This is a genomic window from Streptomyces desertarenae, from assembly GCF_042681365.1.
Lineage (GTDB): Bacteria > Actinomycetota > Actinomycetes > Streptomycetales > Streptomycetaceae > Streptomyces > Streptomyces desertarenae.
Genome location: NZ_JBHUFU010000001.1, coordinates 539,849 through 554,652 on the forward strand (window position 1 = coordinate 539,849; position 14,804 = coordinate 554,652).

Sequence of the window (14,804 nt, forward strand, 5' to 3'; positions counted from 1 at the left end):
TTCTCGGTAGAGGGATCAGGTGCTCGTACGGGCCGGGGCGGCGGGTGCGGCCCGCAGCAGCGTCACCAGTTCGTCTCCGACCACCAGGACGAGAGCGGCCGTCGCCCCGCACAGCCAGGCGGCGAACCGGGCCTGCCAGGAGAGATGCCCGCTCTCCCACACGCCGGGGGCGGCCGTCACCGCGACCGCGAGGAGTACGGCATTGCGTACGAGTTGGGGTGGGCCGACAGGGTCGGCCGAGGTGCCGAAACATCGGCAGGCCACCTGCTTCCCGGCACGCAGGGCGCGGACGACGGCGCAGGTGAACGAGACCAGCAGACCGATCATCGTCAGAAGACCGATCGTCGCCGGAAGTCGGCCACCGTACGCCGCGGGCCAGGCCAGGAGCAGGGCGCCTGCCGCTTCCGCGAGGACGACGCCCGCCGCGAGGACAGGCGCCCGGGCGGCGGACACCCGCCCCAGCGTCTCCACGGAGTACGTGAAGGCGTGGAACGACTCCGCGTTCCTGGTCTTTCCGAGGACGGCCGCCGCGAAGACCAGGACGAGCGCGATCCGGCTCACGGCCGAGACGAATTCCACTGGGTCTCCCGGGGAGAGGTCAGTGGCCCGGCCCAGGTGCAGGCCGGGCCACGAGACGGGTTGCACGGTGCCCGAAGGGGGGCGGCCCCACGGCGGTGACGGGTCACGGCGCCGAAGGGAGGACTACTGCCCTACGCCCCGCGGAGGGTCGCGGAGCCGGACGGGCCGGGCCGGTTCAGCAGCCGCAGCTCATGAACTCGCGCCTGTTGAAGTCACAGGACCAGACGCGCTGCGTGTAGTTGCCGAAGCTGCCGCAGGGGCTGTTGATGCACCGGTAGATCCAGTAGCCGGTGCACGCGCTCGCCGTCTCCTGCGGCACCAGGCGCTCCAGCATGCGGTCGGCCAACCCGCGTACGGTCTTCATGCGATGTCCCTTCCGTCGGTTCTTCTGTGGTCTGGCGATTGCGTCGGGGCGCCGGGCCGCACGCGGCGGTCCTCCCCGTGGTACGGGATGCGCCCCGCCGGTCGATCGGTCGGGTGTCCCTGTCCGGTCGGCCGGGGCGTTGCAGAGTCTTCGCCGAGCCTCGGCCGGTGGCAACGACCGGAGGGCGTTCGGAACGGTTCGGAACAGCGCGCGAGAAGGGTGCGCCGGTGCCGGGGAGGAGAGCCCCCCGCATCGATCGGACCGCTCCGGGGCCTGCCCTCGAACGGATCCTGCCCACGGCGGGAACGATGTGGGTGTGACCGCCGCTCCGCAGGGGGTGGCGGTCCCGTCGTACGGGTGGCGATGCCGCGGAAGCCCTTGAGCCGGTTGGAGCGGCGTTCGACGGTACCGCGGCGGTGGTGGATCCCACGGCCGAAGCCCGGTGGCCGGCCGCCCCGGCTGCGGCGGTGCTTTCGCCGGCCGGCCTTGTCGGCGGTGACGTGGCCGGGGCGGCGGGTCACGCCGGGAGACACCGGTGTGGACCTTGTGGACCGTCGTGCCGCGGACCTGCCGGCCCTCCACGCGTGGCCGGCCCGTGGCGGCCCGCGGGATCACCGGAGCGGACAGCCCCCCTCGTGGCCGGTGAGTTCACGATGGCGCGCCACCCCGCCGTGATCGGCCACCCGATGGCCTTCGAAGACGGACCCTAGATCCAGGTGTCCAGCCACATGCGGTTCTGCCAGGCGTCCTTGGGGATCTCCAGACCGGTGTAGATCGGGTGGAAGTACACGAAGTTCCACACGATCAGCAGGACCAGCACGCCCGCGCCGACGGCACCCACCGCCCGCCGCCGCTCCGAGCTCCCGGGCGGCCCGAGGAGCGCGCCGATCGCCAGCGCCAGCGCCAGGCACAGGAACGGCACGAAGACGACGGCGTAGAAGTAGAAGATCGTGCGCTCCTCGTAGAGGAACCACGGCAGCCAGCCCGCCGCCACCCCGCACAGGACCGCGCCCGCCCGCCAGTCGCGCCGCAGCCCCCAGCGGTAGAGGCAGTACAGCAGCGCGAAGCAGGCGGCCCACCACAGCAGCGGGGTGCCCAGCGCCAGCACCTCGCGGGCGCAGCCGGAGTCGGCGGTGCAGCCGCCCTCGCCGCGTTCGGAGGACTCGTAGAAGTACGACACCGGGCGGGCGGCCACCGGCCAGCTCCAGGGGTGGGACTGGTAGGTGTGCTCGGACGTCAGCCCGACGTGGAAGCGGTAGACCTCGGCCTCGTAGTGCCACAGGCTGCGCAGCGGCGCGGGGACCCAGGTCATGTCGATCTGCGGCAGGGGCAGCTTCAGACCGGTGAAGGGCACGGGCAGCGACTCCGGCGACAGCCCGCGCCGGCCCTCCGCCCAGGTGCGGAAGTAGCCCTCCCTCCCGGCGAACCAGCCGGTCCAGCTGACCAGGTAGGTGACGGCCGCCACCGGCACCAGCGACGCGAACGCCGGCCCGGCGTCGCGGCGCAGCATCGACGGGTAGGGGTACCGCGCCCCGGCGGTGCGGCGGGACGCGGCGTCCCACAGCACGGTGAGGATCCCGAAGGCGGCCAGGACGTACAGGCCGCTCCACTTGGTGGCGCACGCCAGGCCCAGGCAGACCCCGGCCGCCAGCCGCCAGGGGCGCAGGCCCAGGGTCAGCCGGTCGCCGACGCCCGGGTCGGGCCGCCCGTCCGGGGGGAGGGCCGCGGCCAGCCGGGCGCGCGCCCGGTCCCGGTCCACCAGCAGGCAGCCGAAGGCCGCCAGCACGAAGAACATCAGCACCAGGTCCAGCAGCGCCGTGCGGCTCATGACCAGGTGCAGCCCGTCCACGGCGAGCAGGAGGCCCGCCAGGCAGCCCAGGGCCGTGGAGCGGAACAGGCGCCGGCCGATGCGGCAGACCATCAGGACCGACAGGGTGCCCAGCACCGCCACCATGAAGCGCCAGCCGAAGGGCGTCAGGCCGAACATCGCCTCGCCCAGGGCGATGACCCACTTCCCCGCGGGCGGGTGCACCACGTACGAGGCCGCCTCGCTCAGCGGCGCCGCGGCGGGGTTCTCCAGGATGGCCTCGTTGGCCTTGTCCGGCCAGGTCCCCTCGTAGCCGAGCCGGTACAGGGACCAGGCGTCCTTGGCGTAGTACGTCTCGTCGAAGATCACCGCGTGCGGCGAGCCGAGGTTCCAGAAACGCAGGATCCCGGCGAACAGGGCGACCAGCACCGGCCCGGCCCACTCCGCCCAGCGCCCCAGCCGCCGCGCGTCGGCCCCGTCCAGCCCGAGCGAGCCCCACAGCCGGCCGCCGCCGGGCTCCGGGTGGGGCGGCACGAGCCGCTCCCGGGCGCCGGAGCGGGCGGGCGCCGCGTATCCGTAGCGCCGCAGCCGTACCCGCCACTGCGGGGGGCGCTCCCCGACGGGCTCCCCGTGCCGGGCCTGAGTCGCGGTGTCACTGGTCACGCGGGCCATCGTAGGGAACGCCCCTGCCCGGCGGCGCGGTGCGGCGGGCAGGCGGACGGGAGGCGGCCGCCGGGGGGCGGCGGAACTGGGAGGATGGCGGGGTGAGCGGAACACTCGTACTGGCAGGCACTCCCATCGGCGACGTCTCCGACGCACCGCCGCGGCTCGCGGCGGAGCTGGCGCGGGCCGACGTCGTCGCCGCCGAGGACACGCGGCGGCTGCGGCGGCTCACCCAGGCGCTGGGGGTGGAGGTCGCCGGCCGGGTGGTGTCGTACTTCGAGGGCAACGAGGCCGCGCGCACCCCGGAGCTGGCCGACGCGCTGGCCGGCGGCGCCCGGGTGCTGCTGGTGACGGACGCGGGGATGCCGTCGGTCTCCGACCCCGGCTACCGGCTGGTGGCCGCCGCCGTGGAGCGCGGGATCAGGGTGACCGCCGTGCCGGGGCCCTCCGCCGTGCTGACGGCGCTGGCCGTCTCGGGGCTGCCGGTGGACCGCTTCTGCTTCGAGGGGTTCCTGCCCCGCAAGGCGGGCGAGCGGCTGTCGCGGCTGCGCGAGTGCGCCGGGGAACGGCGCACCCTGGTGTACTTCGAGGCGCCGCACCGGCTGGCCGCCGCCCTGGCCGCCATGGCGGAGGTCTTCGGCGCCGGACGGCGGGCGGCGGTGTGCCGGGAGCTGACCAAGACCTACGAGGAGGTCCGCCGCGGCACGCTGGAGGAGCTGGCCGCCTGGGCCGGGGAGGGTGCGCGGGGCGAGATCACGGTCGTCGTCGAGGGCGCCCCGGCGGCCGGACCGGGGGACGTGGACGCCGCCGAGCTGGTCCGCCGCGTCGCGGTGCGCGAGGCGGCCGGGGAGCGCCGCAAGGAGGCGATCGCCGCGGTGGCGCGCGAGGCCGGGCTGCCCAAGCGGGAGGTGTTCGACGCCGTGGTGGCCGCCAAGAACACGCGGGATCCGCAGGAGGGCTGAGCGGTCCGGCCGGACCGCCCGGACCGGGGAACGGAAAAATCCGGAGCACACCCGTGCATTTCGGACAGGAATGGGGTCTCCTGGTAGGAGAGCGGGAGGAGGTCCCCATGTCCGGTCCCCTGGACCCCGCGGCCGAGCCGCCCCCCACCCCGCGGCACGGCCGCGAGGAGTACTCCTTCGCCTGCATGCACTGCGGGTACGGGTGGGAGCAGGCGTACGAGATCCGGCACCACACCGACCTGGACGGGCGTCCGTTCGTCACCTGGCACGACCCCGCCGGCGGCCGGCGCGTGCCCTCGCCGCTGACGCGGCCGGTCTGCCCGAACTGCGAGTCGCACGTGGTGCGGATCATGCGGCCCGGGTGGGTGTACGCGGCCGAGCACGCCCTGCCCCGCGAGTGAGGCGCAGGCGCGCGGCGGACGGCGGTGCGCGCCCGGCGCCCGTCGGAGCGCGCGGGAGCGCGTCCTAGGATCGCGGGCATGGAGAAGTCCGCGAAGCCCGCGCAGCCCGCACCGCCGCCGCCCGCACCGCTGGGCGTGCCGGTCGCCGACTCGCACACCCACCTCGACATGCAGGACTCCACCGTCGAGGAGGCGGTGGAGGCCGCCGCCGCCGTGGGCGTCACGACCCTGCTCCAGGTCGGCTGCGACCTGGAGCGCTCGCGCTGGTCGGCCGAGGCCGCCGCCGCGCACGACGCCGTGTGGGCCGCCGTCGCCCTGCACCCCAACGAGGCGCCGCGCCTGGAGGCCGAGGGGGGCCGCGGGGCGCTGGACGAGGCGCTGGACGGCATCGCCGCCCTGGCCGCCCGCCCGGAGGTGCTGGGCGTGGGCGAGACCGGCCTGGACCACTACCGCACCGGCGAGGAGGGCCGGGCCGCCCAGGAGTACTCCTTCCGCCGCCACATCGAGCTGGCCAAGCGGCTGGACAAGACGCTGGTGATCCACGACCGGGACGCCCACGGGGACGTGCTGCGCGTCCTGGAGGAGGAGGGCGCGCCCGAGCGGACCGTCTTCCACTGCTTCTCCGGCGACGCGGAGATGGCCGGAGTGTGCGCGGCGAAGGGCTGGTTCATGTCCTTCGCCGGGAACGTCACCTTCAAAAGCGCCCGGCCGCTGCGCGACGCCCTGGCCGCCGCCCCGCCCGAGCTGCTGCTGGTCGAGACGGACGCGCCCTTCCTGACCCCGGCGCCGTACCGGGGGAGGCCGAACGCCCCCTACCTGATCCCGTACACGCTGCGCGCGATGGCGGAGGTCAAGGGCATGTCCGAGGACGCGCTCGCGGAGCACGTGGCGGCCAACGGAGCCCGCGCCTTCGGCTGGTGAGGCGGGACGGCGCGGGCACCCCGGCATGCACCCGGAGTGACGGCGGGGGCGGCGAATGACCGCTTTTCACAACTGTGAGTAGTCATACGACTTGGGGGAGGCGCGCGTCCTCCGCTAGGGTCCCGGCCCGCCACCCGGACTTGGGAGTACGTCGTGAGCCATCCGCAGGGGATCCAGCAGTACGCGTACGCGTACCCCGCCGCGCCTCCGCATCCGCACCGGCCCTGGCCGTCCCCCGAGGACGGTCCGGGGCAGGGGGACGGGTACGAGCGGGACCCGTACGACACCTACCGGCCCTCGTACGAGCCCGGCCCTCCGTACGGGGAGCCGTACGGGGAGCCGTACGGGCTCTGGGAGGCCCGCGAGCCGTACGGGGCCTGGGAGGTCCGCGAGCCGGACCACGCCCGGGGGGCCCGCGAGGCGTACGGGTTCCACGAGCCGTACGGCGGCTACGGCCCCCCGCCCCCGGGCGGCGGGTCCGGCGACCCCCGCGGCGTCCGCACCGGGGTGCGGGAGGACGCCCCGGAGCCGGTGCCCGGACCGGCCGCCCCCTCCGAGCCGGACACCCCCGAGCCGACCGTCCTGATCCCCCGCCAGGCGACCGGCGGGCGGGCCGCCGCCCGCCGCGCCGCGCGGGAGCGGAAGGCCGCCCGGCGCCCCGGGGACCTGCGCCGGCTGGTGCCGCAGGCGGTGGTCGTCGCCTTCCTGGCCGGCGGCACCTCGGCCTTCGTCGCCGACGACAAGGCCGTCGAGCTGACGGTCGAGGGGGAGCCCCGCACCCTGCACACCTTCGCCGACGACGTCTCCGAGCTGCTGGCCGACGAGGGCGTGCGGCTCGGCGAGCACGACGCCGTCTCCCCCGCCCCCGGCGAGCCGCTCTCGCACGGCGACCGCGTCACCGTCCGCCACGCCCGCCCCCTGGTCCTCACCCTGGACGGCCGGCCGCGGCGGGTGTGGACCACCGCCCGCACCGTGGCCGAGGCCCTGCGCGGCATCGGGGTGCGTCCGGAGGGGGCGTACCTGTCGGTGCCCGGCGGCCGGGCCATCGGGCGCGGCGGGCTGACGCTGGCGGTGCGCACCGAACGGGCCGTGACCGTCCTGGCCGACGGGCGCGAGCGCACCGTCCGCACCAACGCCGCGACCGTCCGCGAGGCGCTGGAGGAGGCGGGCGTCGAGCTGCGTGGCGAGGACACCGTCTCCGTCCCCCTGGACTCCTTCCCCCGCGAGGGCCAGACCGTCTCCGTCCTGCGCGTCACCGACACCGAGCAGGTGCACGACGAACCCATCCCGTTCCCCACCGAGCGGCGCGCGGACCCGACCCTGACGCGGGGCACGGAGGTGGTGGCCCAGGAGGGATCGCCGGGGCTGCGGCGGACGACGTACCGGGTGCGCACCGTCAACGGGGTGCGGCAGGAGCCGCGGCACACCGGCACCGAGGTGGTGCGCGCGCCCACGCCGCGGATCGTGCGCGTGGGCACCAAGGCGCCGCCCTCCTCCGTGGCCGGCGCCGACCACCTGGACTGGGACGCCCTGGCCCGCTGCGAGTCCGGCGGGCGCCCGGACGCGGTGGACCCCTCCGGCACCCACGGCGGGCTGTACCAGTTCGACACCCCCACCTGGCGGAGCCTGGGCGGGAAGGGCCGCCCCCAGGACGCGCCGCCGGCCGAGCAGACCCACCGGGCCAAGAAGCTGTACGTGCAGAAGGGCGCGAGTCCGTGGCCGGTGTGCGGCCGTAAACTGCACCGGTGAGCTCAGCCCTCTCCCCCTCCCCCGACGCCGATCCCCTCCTCGGCCCCGCCGACGTCCGCGAGCTGGCCGCCGCCCTGGGGGTGCGCCCCACCAAGCAGCGCGGCCAGAACTTCGTCATCGACGCCAACACCGTCCGCCGGATCGTGCGGACCGCGCGGGTGTCGCCCGAGGACGCGGTGGTCGAGGTCGGGCCGGGCCTGGGGTCGCTGACGCTGGCGCTGCTCCAGGAGGCGGCGTGGGTGACGGCGGTGGAGATCGACGACGTCCTCGCGGCGGCGCTGCCCGCGACGGTCGCCGCCCGCCTGCCCGGCCGCGCCGACCGCTTCGCGCTCGTCCACCACGACGCGATGCGCGTCACCGACCTGCCGGGGCCGGAGCCCACCGCGCTGGTCGCCAACCTGCCCTACAACGTCGCCGTGCCCGTCCTGCTGCACATGCTGGCGACGTTCCCGAGCATCGAGCACGGCCTGGTGATGGTCCAGTCGGAGGTCGCCGACCGGCTCGCGGCCGAGCCCGGCTCGAAGGTGTACGGGGTGCCGTCGGTGAAGGCCGCCTGGTACGCGGAGGTGAGGCGGGCCGGGGCGATCGGGCGGAACGTGTTCTGGCCCGCGCCCAACGTGGACTCCGGGCTGGTCTCGCTGGTGCGGCGGGAGCCGCCGCGCACGAGCGCCTCCCGGCAGGAGGTCTTCGCCGTGGTGGACGCCGCCTTCGCCCAGCGCCGCAAGACGCTGCGGGCGGCGCTGGCGGGCTGGGCCGGTTCGGCCGCGGCGGCCGAGGAGGCGCTGCGGGCGGCGGGGATCGATCCCCGGGCCCGGGGCGAGTCGTTGACGATCGAGGACTTCGCGGCCGTCGCGGAGCGGAAGGGCACCACCGCATGAGCACCACTCCCGGCCGGAGCGCCGCCGCGCCGGCGCCGGTCACCGTACGCGTCCCCGCCAAGGTCAACGTGCAGCTCGCGGTGGGCGGGCTGCGGCCGGACGGCTTCCACGACCTGGCCAACGTCTTCCTCGCCGTCGACCTGTACGACGAGGTCACGGCCTTCCCCGCGGAGCCGGGCGAGGGGCCGTCCGTGACCTGTCTGGGCCCGGACGCCGACCGGGTGCCGCTGGACCGCACCAATCTGGCCGTGCGCGCCGCCGACGCGCTCGCCCTGCGGCACGGCCGCTCGCCGGACGTCCGGCTCCGCATCCGCAAGGAGATCCCCGTCGCGGGGGGCATGGCGGGCGGCAGCGCGGACGCGGCGGGCGCGCTGCTGGCGTGCGACCGGCTGTGGGGCACCCGCACCCCGCGCGAGGAGTTGCTGGCCATCTGCGCCGAGCTGGGCTCGGACGTGCCGTTCTCCCTGGTCGGCGGGGCGGCCCTGGGGCGGGGCCGGGGCGAGCTGCTGACGCCGCTCGACGTCGGCGGCTCCTTCCACTGGGTGTTCGCCGTCGCCGAGGGCGGGCTGTCCACCCCGGCCGTCTACCGCGAGTGCGACCGGCTGCGCGAGGAGCGCGGCCCCGGCGCGGGCGCCGACGCCGTCCCCGCGCCCGAGGCCTCGCCCGTCCTGCTGGCCGCGCTGCGCTGCGGGGACGCCAAACTGCTGGCCGCCAACCTCTCCAACGACCTCCAGCCCGCGGCGGTCTCGCTGCTGCCCGCGCTGGACGACACCCTGGCGGTGGGGACGCGGGCGGGCGCGCTGGCCGCGCTGGTCTCCGGCTCCGGGCCGACCTGCGCGTTCCTGGCCGAGGACGCCGCCTCGGCGACGGAGGTCGCCCGGGTGCTGCGCGCCGAGGGCGTCTGCCGGGCCGCCCGCACCGCCACGGGCCCGGCCCCGGGCGCGACGGTGCTGTCCCCGGCACAGTGAGCGGGGGCCGGGCGCGGACCGGGCCCGCACCGCACGCGCCCTGCCGCCCCGTCCCGGCCGCCGTCCCGGCCGCCGGCCCCGCGCTCAGTCCCCGGCCCCGCCGTCCAGGACGCGGCGCAGCCCCAGGTTGGAGACCAGCAGTCCGCCGTCCACGGGAAGGGTGGCCCCGGTGATCCAGGAGGCGTCGGAGGAGGCGAGGAAGGCGACGGCCGCGGCGACGTCCTCGGGGCGGCCCACCCGGCCCAGCGGGTACTCGCGGGCCGCGCGCTCCAGCACCCCGTCCCTGCCCTCCCACGCCGGCGTGGCGATGGTGCCCGGCGCGACCAGGTTGACCCGTACGCCCCGGGGCGCCGCGTGCCCGGCCAGGGTGCGGGTGAGGGAGGCCAGGCCCGCCTTGGCGGCACTGTAGGCGTGTCCCCCGAAGTCCTGCTCGCCGTTGACCGATCCGATGCTGACGATCGCCCCGCGCCGGTCCGGGGCGGCGGCCAGGTGGGGCAGGGCGGCGCGGGCGCAGCGGAACGCGCCGGTGAGGGTGAGGTCCAGGTCCCGCCGCCACTCCTCCTCCGCGAGGTCCTCGAAGAGCGGGGGGTCGGGATGGATCCCGTAGGCGTTGTTGACCAGGACGTCCAGACCGCCGAAGCACTCCACCGCCCGGCCGACGGCCGCCCGCACCGAGTCGCCGTCGCCCACGTCGCAGACGGCGTGCCGGGCCCGGCCGCCCGCCTCGACCACCTCGCGGGCCGTGCGCTCGGCCCGCTCGCCGTCCACGTCGGTGGCCAGCACCCGGGCGCCTTCGGCGGCCAGCCGCCGGCAGACCGCCGCACCGATGCCCTGTCCGGCGCCGGTGACCAGCGCCGCGTATCCCGTCAGACGTCCCTCGACTCGCCGCACCGGGCCAGCGTAGGACCCGGTCAGCGATCTGTCGCCACCTTGCGCAGGGCCCTGACGAGGGCCTGGGCCCGCGGGTCCGACGTGACCGAGCGCTGCAGGGAGTTGGTCACGTAGGCGAAGGCCAGCCCGCTCTCGGGGTCGGCGAAGGCCAGCGAGCCGCCCCGGCCGGGGTGGCCGAAGGAGCCGGGGCCGAGCATCGGGGAGGACGGGCCGTGGAGCATGTACCCCAGCCCGAAGCGGGTGGCGACCAGCAGGACGCGGTCGGGGCCCGCCGACTCCTCGGTGCGGGCCTGGGTGAGGGTGGCCGGGGCGTACAGCCGCCGGGTGCCGTCCGCCAGGTCGCCGATGAGCGCGGCGTAGAAGCGGGCCAGGGAGCGGGCGGTGGCCACGCCCGAGGAGGCGGCGAGCTCGGCGGCCCGGTAGGCGGGGGCGTTCTCGTCGGGGAGGGGGTCGATGGCGCCGAAGGCGCGGCGGGTGAGGGAGCCCGGGTCCTCCCACGCCGCGGCCACCTCGCGCTTGGGGCGGACCCTCAGGCCGGCGGAGGCGGGGGCGGGAGGCGCCTCCACCTCGGCGATCCGGCCGACCCGGTGGGCCTGGTCCCCGGGGAGCCCGATCCACAGGTCCAGGCCGAGCGGCGCGGCTATCTCGTCGGCGAACCAGCGGCCCAGCGTGCGGCCGGTGACCCGTCTGACCAGCTCGCCCAGCAGCCAGCTGTAGGTCTGGGCGTGGTAACCGTGCGCGGCGCCCGGTTCCCAGGCGGGTGCCTGGGCGGCGACGGCGGCCGGCCCGGAGGTCCCGTCCAGGGCCTGCTCCGGGGTGAGGGGGGTGTCCAGGGCGGGCAGCCCCGCGCGGTGGGTGAGCAGGTGGCGGACCGGCACGCGCTCCTTGCCCGCCGCCTTGAACTCGGGCCAGTAGGTGCCCACCGGGGCGTCCAGGTCCAGCCGTCCGCGCTGGTGGAGCAGGTGGAGGACGGCCGCGGCCGGGCCCTTGGTGACGGACCGGACGACCTGGGCGGTCCCCTCCGTCCAGGGGGTTCGGCCGTGGGGGTCGGCCAGACCGCCCCACAGGTCGACGACCTTGTGCCCGTCCCGGTAGACGGCCACGGCCGCGCCGCGGTCGCCGCGTTCGGTCAGGTTGGCGCGGAAGGCCTCGCGGACCGGCTCGTAGCCGTCCGCGACCGTGCCCTGGACGTCCGCCACTGTGGTTGTGCTCCCGCCGGTCGAGAAGGTGGTGTGTGCACCGTCCATGGTGCTATGCGGCGGAAGGCGCCCCGGACCGGGGGTCGGCTCGCGCGGCGGGCCGGAACGGGCGGCCGGGGGCGCGGGCGCGGGAGGCGGTTTCGTACGCCACCGGATTCACACGCTGCGACCGGGGAAGGTGGAGAAATACCCGACCTTCACGGAACTCTCACAGGACCCGCCCGGATTACCTGCGCCAGGGCGTCATGAAAACGCCCTGACGGGGTCGAAGGAAAGCAGGCCCCCCGGAAGGAGCACCCGATGCCCGCAGTCGTCGACCACAGCGTCCAGGCACGTCTGATCACCGTCCCGTCGGTCACCCGCGAGGTCACCGTCGGGCTGCGCTACGACCGGCACGATCCGTTCGCCGTGCAGCTCGTCTTCCCCTCCGAGGTCTCGCTCGACGGCCAGGAGGTCGCCTGGGTGTTCTCCCGCGAGCTGCTGGAGGACGGGATGCGCGCCAGGGTGGGACCGGGGGACGTGAGCGTCAGGCCGTCGGGAGCGGAGCGGACCGTCATCGAGCTGCGCGCCCCGGAGGGAGTGGCGGTGGTCGAGTTCGACACCGGCAGCCTGCTGCGCTTCCTGCACGGCACCTACCAGCTGGTGCCGCCCGGCACCGAGCCCCTGGAGCTGGACCTCGACCGCGGGCTGACGTCCCTGCTCGGCTGAGCCCTCCGGCCCGCAGGGACGGGCGCCCGGGCCTCCCGCCCGCCCCGTCTGCGCACGCTCCCGCTCCGCCCCGACCGGCCTCCTTTCCGCCCGCTCTTCTCCGCCCGCCCTCCCGCGCCCGCCTGCCGTCCGGTGCCGCGGCGACCGGCCGGGCACCGGACGGCAGGCGGGCCGGAAACCGCCGCCCCGCGAGGGCGGGCGGCACCGGCCCGGTGGACGGGCCGCTGCCCCGGCGCTCCGCGCCGGCCCCCGCTCAGGTGCGGCTCGGCTCCCGCTCCGCCTCCGTCCCCCGCTCCTTCCCGGGCCCGTGCGGCACGGAGGAGCCCGCCGCGGCGAGGTGCCCGCGGAGCCCCTCGCCCTCCACGTCCACGTTCGGCAGGATCCGGTCCAGTCGGCGGGGCAGCCACCAGGCCCGCTCGCCCAGCAGCGCCAGGACCGCCGGGACGACGGCCATGCGCACCACGAAGGCGTCGAAGAGGATCGCGACGGCCAGGCCGAAGCCCATCATCTTGATCATCGGGTCGGACGCCCCGATGAACCCGGCGAAGACGCTGATCATGATGACCGCCGCCGCGGTGACCACGCGGGCGCCCAGCTCGAAGCCGGTGACGATCGCCTGCCCGGGCCGCTCCCCCTGGACGTGCGCCTCGCGCATCCGGGTGACGAGGAAGACCTCGTAGTCCATGGCCAGGCCGAAGACGACGCCGATCATGAAGATCGGCATCATGCTCATGATCGGCCCGGTCTGCTCCACGCCGATCAGCCCGGCCAGCCAGCCCCACTGGAAGACCGCGACGACCGCGCCCAGCGCCGCCAGCACCGACAGCAGGAAGCCGAGCGCCGCCTTGAGCGGGACGAGCACCGAGCGGAAGACCGTCAGCAGCAGGACGAAGGCCAGTCCGACGACCAGCGCCAGGTAGGGCACCAGCGCCTCGTCCATCACCCGCGAGAAGTCGATGTTGATGGCGGTGGCGCCGGAGACGTGGACGGCCGCGCCGGTGCTCTCGCGCAGTCCGTCCGCCCGGTCGCGGATCTCCTCCACCAGCGCCTCGGTCCTGGCGCTGCTGGGCCGGGAGTCCGGTACGACCGTGATGGTGGCGGTGGAGCGGGCCTCGTTGAAGGCCGCCGGGGCGACCGTCACCACGCCGTCGAGCCCGGCGACGGCCTTGCCGACGGCCTGGGCGGCCGCCTCCGGGTCCCGGCTGTCGCGGGTGTCCAGGACGAGCAGGAGCGGGCCGTTGAAGCCGGGGCCGAAGCCCTCGGCCATCAGGTCGTAGGCGCGGCGCTGGGTGGTGCTGGTGGGCTGGTTGCCCTCGTCGGGGAGGCCGAGGTTCATGCTCGCCACCGGCAGGGCGGCCGCGCCCAGGCCCAGCACGGCCGTCAGCAGCACCGCCAGCGGACGGCGCAGCACCAGCCGGGCCCAGCGCACCCCCAGGCCGTTCCCGCCCCGGTCGGGGTGGGGCACGCCGGTGGCGGGGTTGGCCCTGCGGACGCGGCGGCCGAAGATCCTCTTGCCGACGAAGCCGAGCGCCGCCGGGACCAGGGTGAGGGCGACCAGGACGGCGATGACGACGGTGGCGGCCGCGGCCAGGCCCATCTTGGTGAGGATCGGGATGTTCACCACGGCCAGGCCGGCCAGGGCGATGACGACGGTCAGACCCGCGAAGACCACCGCCGAGCCGGCGGTGCCCACGGCGCGTCCGGCGGCCTCCTCGCGGTCGCGGCCCTCGACCAGTTCGGCGCGGTAGCGGGAGGCGATGAACAGCGCGTAGTCGATGCCGACCGCGAGGCCGATCATCATCGCCAGGGTGGAGGTGGTGGCCGACAGACCGAGCGTGGCGCCCAGGGCCGCGATCCCCATGATGCCGATCATGACGCCGACCAGCGCGGTGATCAGGGGGGACCCGGCCGCGACGAGGGAGCCGAAGGTGAGCACGAGCACCACGGCGGCGACGGCTATGCCGATGATCTCGCCGTGGCCCATGTCGGGCTCCACGAAGAGGGCGTCACCGCCGGCCTCGACGGTCAGGCCGGCGTCCCGGCCCCGTTCGAGGGCCTCCTCCAGGTCCTGGCGGGAGGCGTCGGTGAGGTCCGGCGCGGGCACCTCGTACTGGACGCTCGCGTAGGCGATGGTGCCCTCGGCGCTGACGGTCCCCGTCGTGAAGGGGTCGGTGACGGCGGCGGTCTGCGGACCGTCGAGGGCTCCGACGACCTCCTCCACGGCGGCCCGGTGGTCGGCCGCGGTGATCTTCCGGCCGTCCGGCGCGCGGAAGACGATGCGCGCCGTGGCGCCGTCGGCGTTGGCGGCGGGGAAGTGCTCCTCCATCAGGTCGAAGGCCCGCTGGGCCTCGGTGCCGGGGAGGGAGAAGTCGTCGTCGGGCGGATCGGACGCCTGGGACGCGGCCGCTCCGGCGAGCACCAGCAGCGCCGCCCAGACCAGGGCGACGAGGCGGCGGCGCCGGAAGGAGAACCGGCCGAGTCTGTACAGGAGTGTGGCCACGGGCGGGGCCCTTTCGGTCTCGGGACGGCGCCGCGCACGGTCGGCGTGCGCGCGGACACCGCGGGCGGGAGACGGACGCGGATTTTTCTGGGAGTCCGTGTCAGAAGACGCCGACTCGCACGAGCCGGGGTGAGCGGTCCCGGCCGGTGAGACCCAGATCACTCCGCGGTCCGGCATCCCGCAGGAGTTGCCCCGGACGGGTGCGCTGCCGACC

At 75.9% G+C, this 14,804-nt stretch carries 13 protein-coding genes; 7 read left to right on the forward strand and 6 right to left on the reverse strand.

What is annotated here, in order from left to right; genetic code table 11:
• Positions 1-15 precede the first annotated feature (15 nt).
• From ACFSJS_RS02355 to ACFSJS_RS02365, 3 genes are all read right to left on the reverse strand, one after another.
• Complete coding sequence (locus tag ACFSJS_RS02355) at positions 16-579, reverse strand: MauE/DoxX family redox-associated membrane protein (protein ID WP_380896099.1); 564 nt, start codon at positions 577-579, stop codon at positions 16-18.
• A 175-nt stretch (positions 580-754) separates the two neighbouring features.
• Positions 755-943, reverse strand: coding sequence for a hypothetical protein (locus ACFSJS_RS02360; protein ID WP_380896101.1), 189 nt, complete (start codon positions 941-943; stop codon positions 755-757).
• 706 nt (positions 944-1,649) lie between these two features.
• Positions 1,650-3,422, reverse strand: a complete 1,773-nt coding sequence (locus ACFSJS_RS02365; RefSeq protein ID WP_380896102.1) for a dolichyl-phosphate-mannose--protein mannosyltransferase — start codon at positions 3,420-3,422, stop codon at positions 1,650-1,652.
• A gap of 92 nt (positions 3,423-3,514) precedes the next feature.
• Here ACFSJS_RS02365 and rsmI point away from each other — a divergent pair, with 92 nt between their 5' ends.
• From rsmI to ACFSJS_RS02395, 6 genes are all read left to right on the forward strand, one after another.
• The gene (gene rsmI / locus ACFSJS_RS02370) at positions 3,515-4,375 is read left to right on the forward strand and encodes a 16S rRNA (cytidine(1402)-2'-O)-methyltransferase (protein WP_380896104.1); all 861 of its coding nucleotides are present in this window, start codon (positions 3,515-3,517) and stop codon (positions 4,373-4,375) included.
• A 107-nt stretch (positions 4,376-4,482) separates the two neighbouring features.
• The gene (locus ACFSJS_RS02375) at positions 4,483-4,776 is read left to right on the forward strand and encodes a hypothetical protein (RefSeq protein WP_380896106.1); all 294 of its coding nucleotides are present in this window, start codon (positions 4,483-4,485) and stop codon (positions 4,774-4,776) included.
• A gap of 78 nt (positions 4,777-4,854) precedes the next feature.
• Entirely contained in the window at positions 4,855-5,697 is an 843-nt protein-coding gene (locus ACFSJS_RS02380; RefSeq protein WP_380896108.1) for a TatD family hydrolase, read from the forward strand.
• A gap of 153 nt (positions 5,698-5,850) precedes the next feature.
• The gene (locus ACFSJS_RS02385) at positions 5,851-7,446 is read left to right on the forward strand and encodes a ubiquitin-like domain-containing protein (protein WP_380896110.1); all 1,596 of its coding nucleotides are present in this window, start codon (positions 5,851-5,853) and stop codon (positions 7,444-7,446) included.
• Positions 7,443-8,324 carry a 16S rRNA (adenine(1518)-N(6)/adenine(1519)-N(6))-dimethyltransferase RsmA gene (rsmA, locus tag ACFSJS_RS02390; RefSeq protein WP_380896111.1) on the forward strand — a complete coding sequence of 294 codons (882 nt, stop codon included), beginning with the start codon at positions 7,443-7,445 and terminating at the stop codon, positions 8,322-8,324. Before ACFSJS_RS02385 ends, rsmA begins: the two co-directional genes overlap by 4 nt.
• On the forward strand, positions 8,321-9,292 hold the full coding sequence (locus ACFSJS_RS02395; RefSeq protein WP_380896113.1) for a 4-(cytidine 5'-diphospho)-2-C-methyl-D-erythritol kinase: 972 nt from the start codon (positions 8,321-8,323) through the stop codon (positions 9,290-9,292). The genes rsmA and ACFSJS_RS02395 overlap by 4 nt, the downstream gene beginning before the upstream one ends.
• An 84-nt stretch (positions 9,293-9,376) precedes the next feature.
• On the opposite strand, the gene ACFSJS_RS02400 is transcribed toward ACFSJS_RS02395, so the two are convergent.
• A complete protein-coding gene (locus tag ACFSJS_RS02400; RefSeq protein WP_380896115.1) occupies positions 9,377-10,183 on the reverse strand; it encodes an SDR family NAD(P)-dependent oxidoreductase in 807 nt (268 codons plus the stop codon).
• A 20-nt stretch (positions 10,184-10,203) separates the two neighbouring features.
• Positions 10,204-11,382 (reverse strand): serine hydrolase domain-containing protein, encoded by a 1,179-nt coding sequence (locus ACFSJS_RS02405; RefSeq protein ID WP_380896771.1) that lies wholly within the window; start codon positions 11,380-11,382, stop codon positions 10,204-10,206.
• Positions 11,383-11,682: 300 nt separating this feature from the next.
• On the opposite strand from ACFSJS_RS02405, the gene ACFSJS_RS02410 reads away from it, so the two are divergent.
• Positions 11,683-12,090 carry an SsgA family sporulation/cell division regulator gene (locus tag ACFSJS_RS02410; RefSeq protein WP_380896116.1) on the forward strand — a complete coding sequence of 136 codons (408 nt, stop codon included), beginning with the start codon at positions 11,683-11,685 and terminating at the stop codon, positions 12,088-12,090.
• Positions 12,091-12,343: 253 nt separating this feature from the next.
• Here the strand turns inward: ACFSJS_RS02410 and ACFSJS_RS02415 are convergent, their stop codons facing one another.
• A complete protein-coding gene (locus ACFSJS_RS02415; RefSeq protein WP_380896118.1) occupies positions 12,344-14,590 on the reverse strand; it encodes an MMPL family transporter in 2,247 nt (748 codons plus the stop codon).
• Between the last annotated feature and the right edge of the window lie 214 nt (positions 14,591-14,804).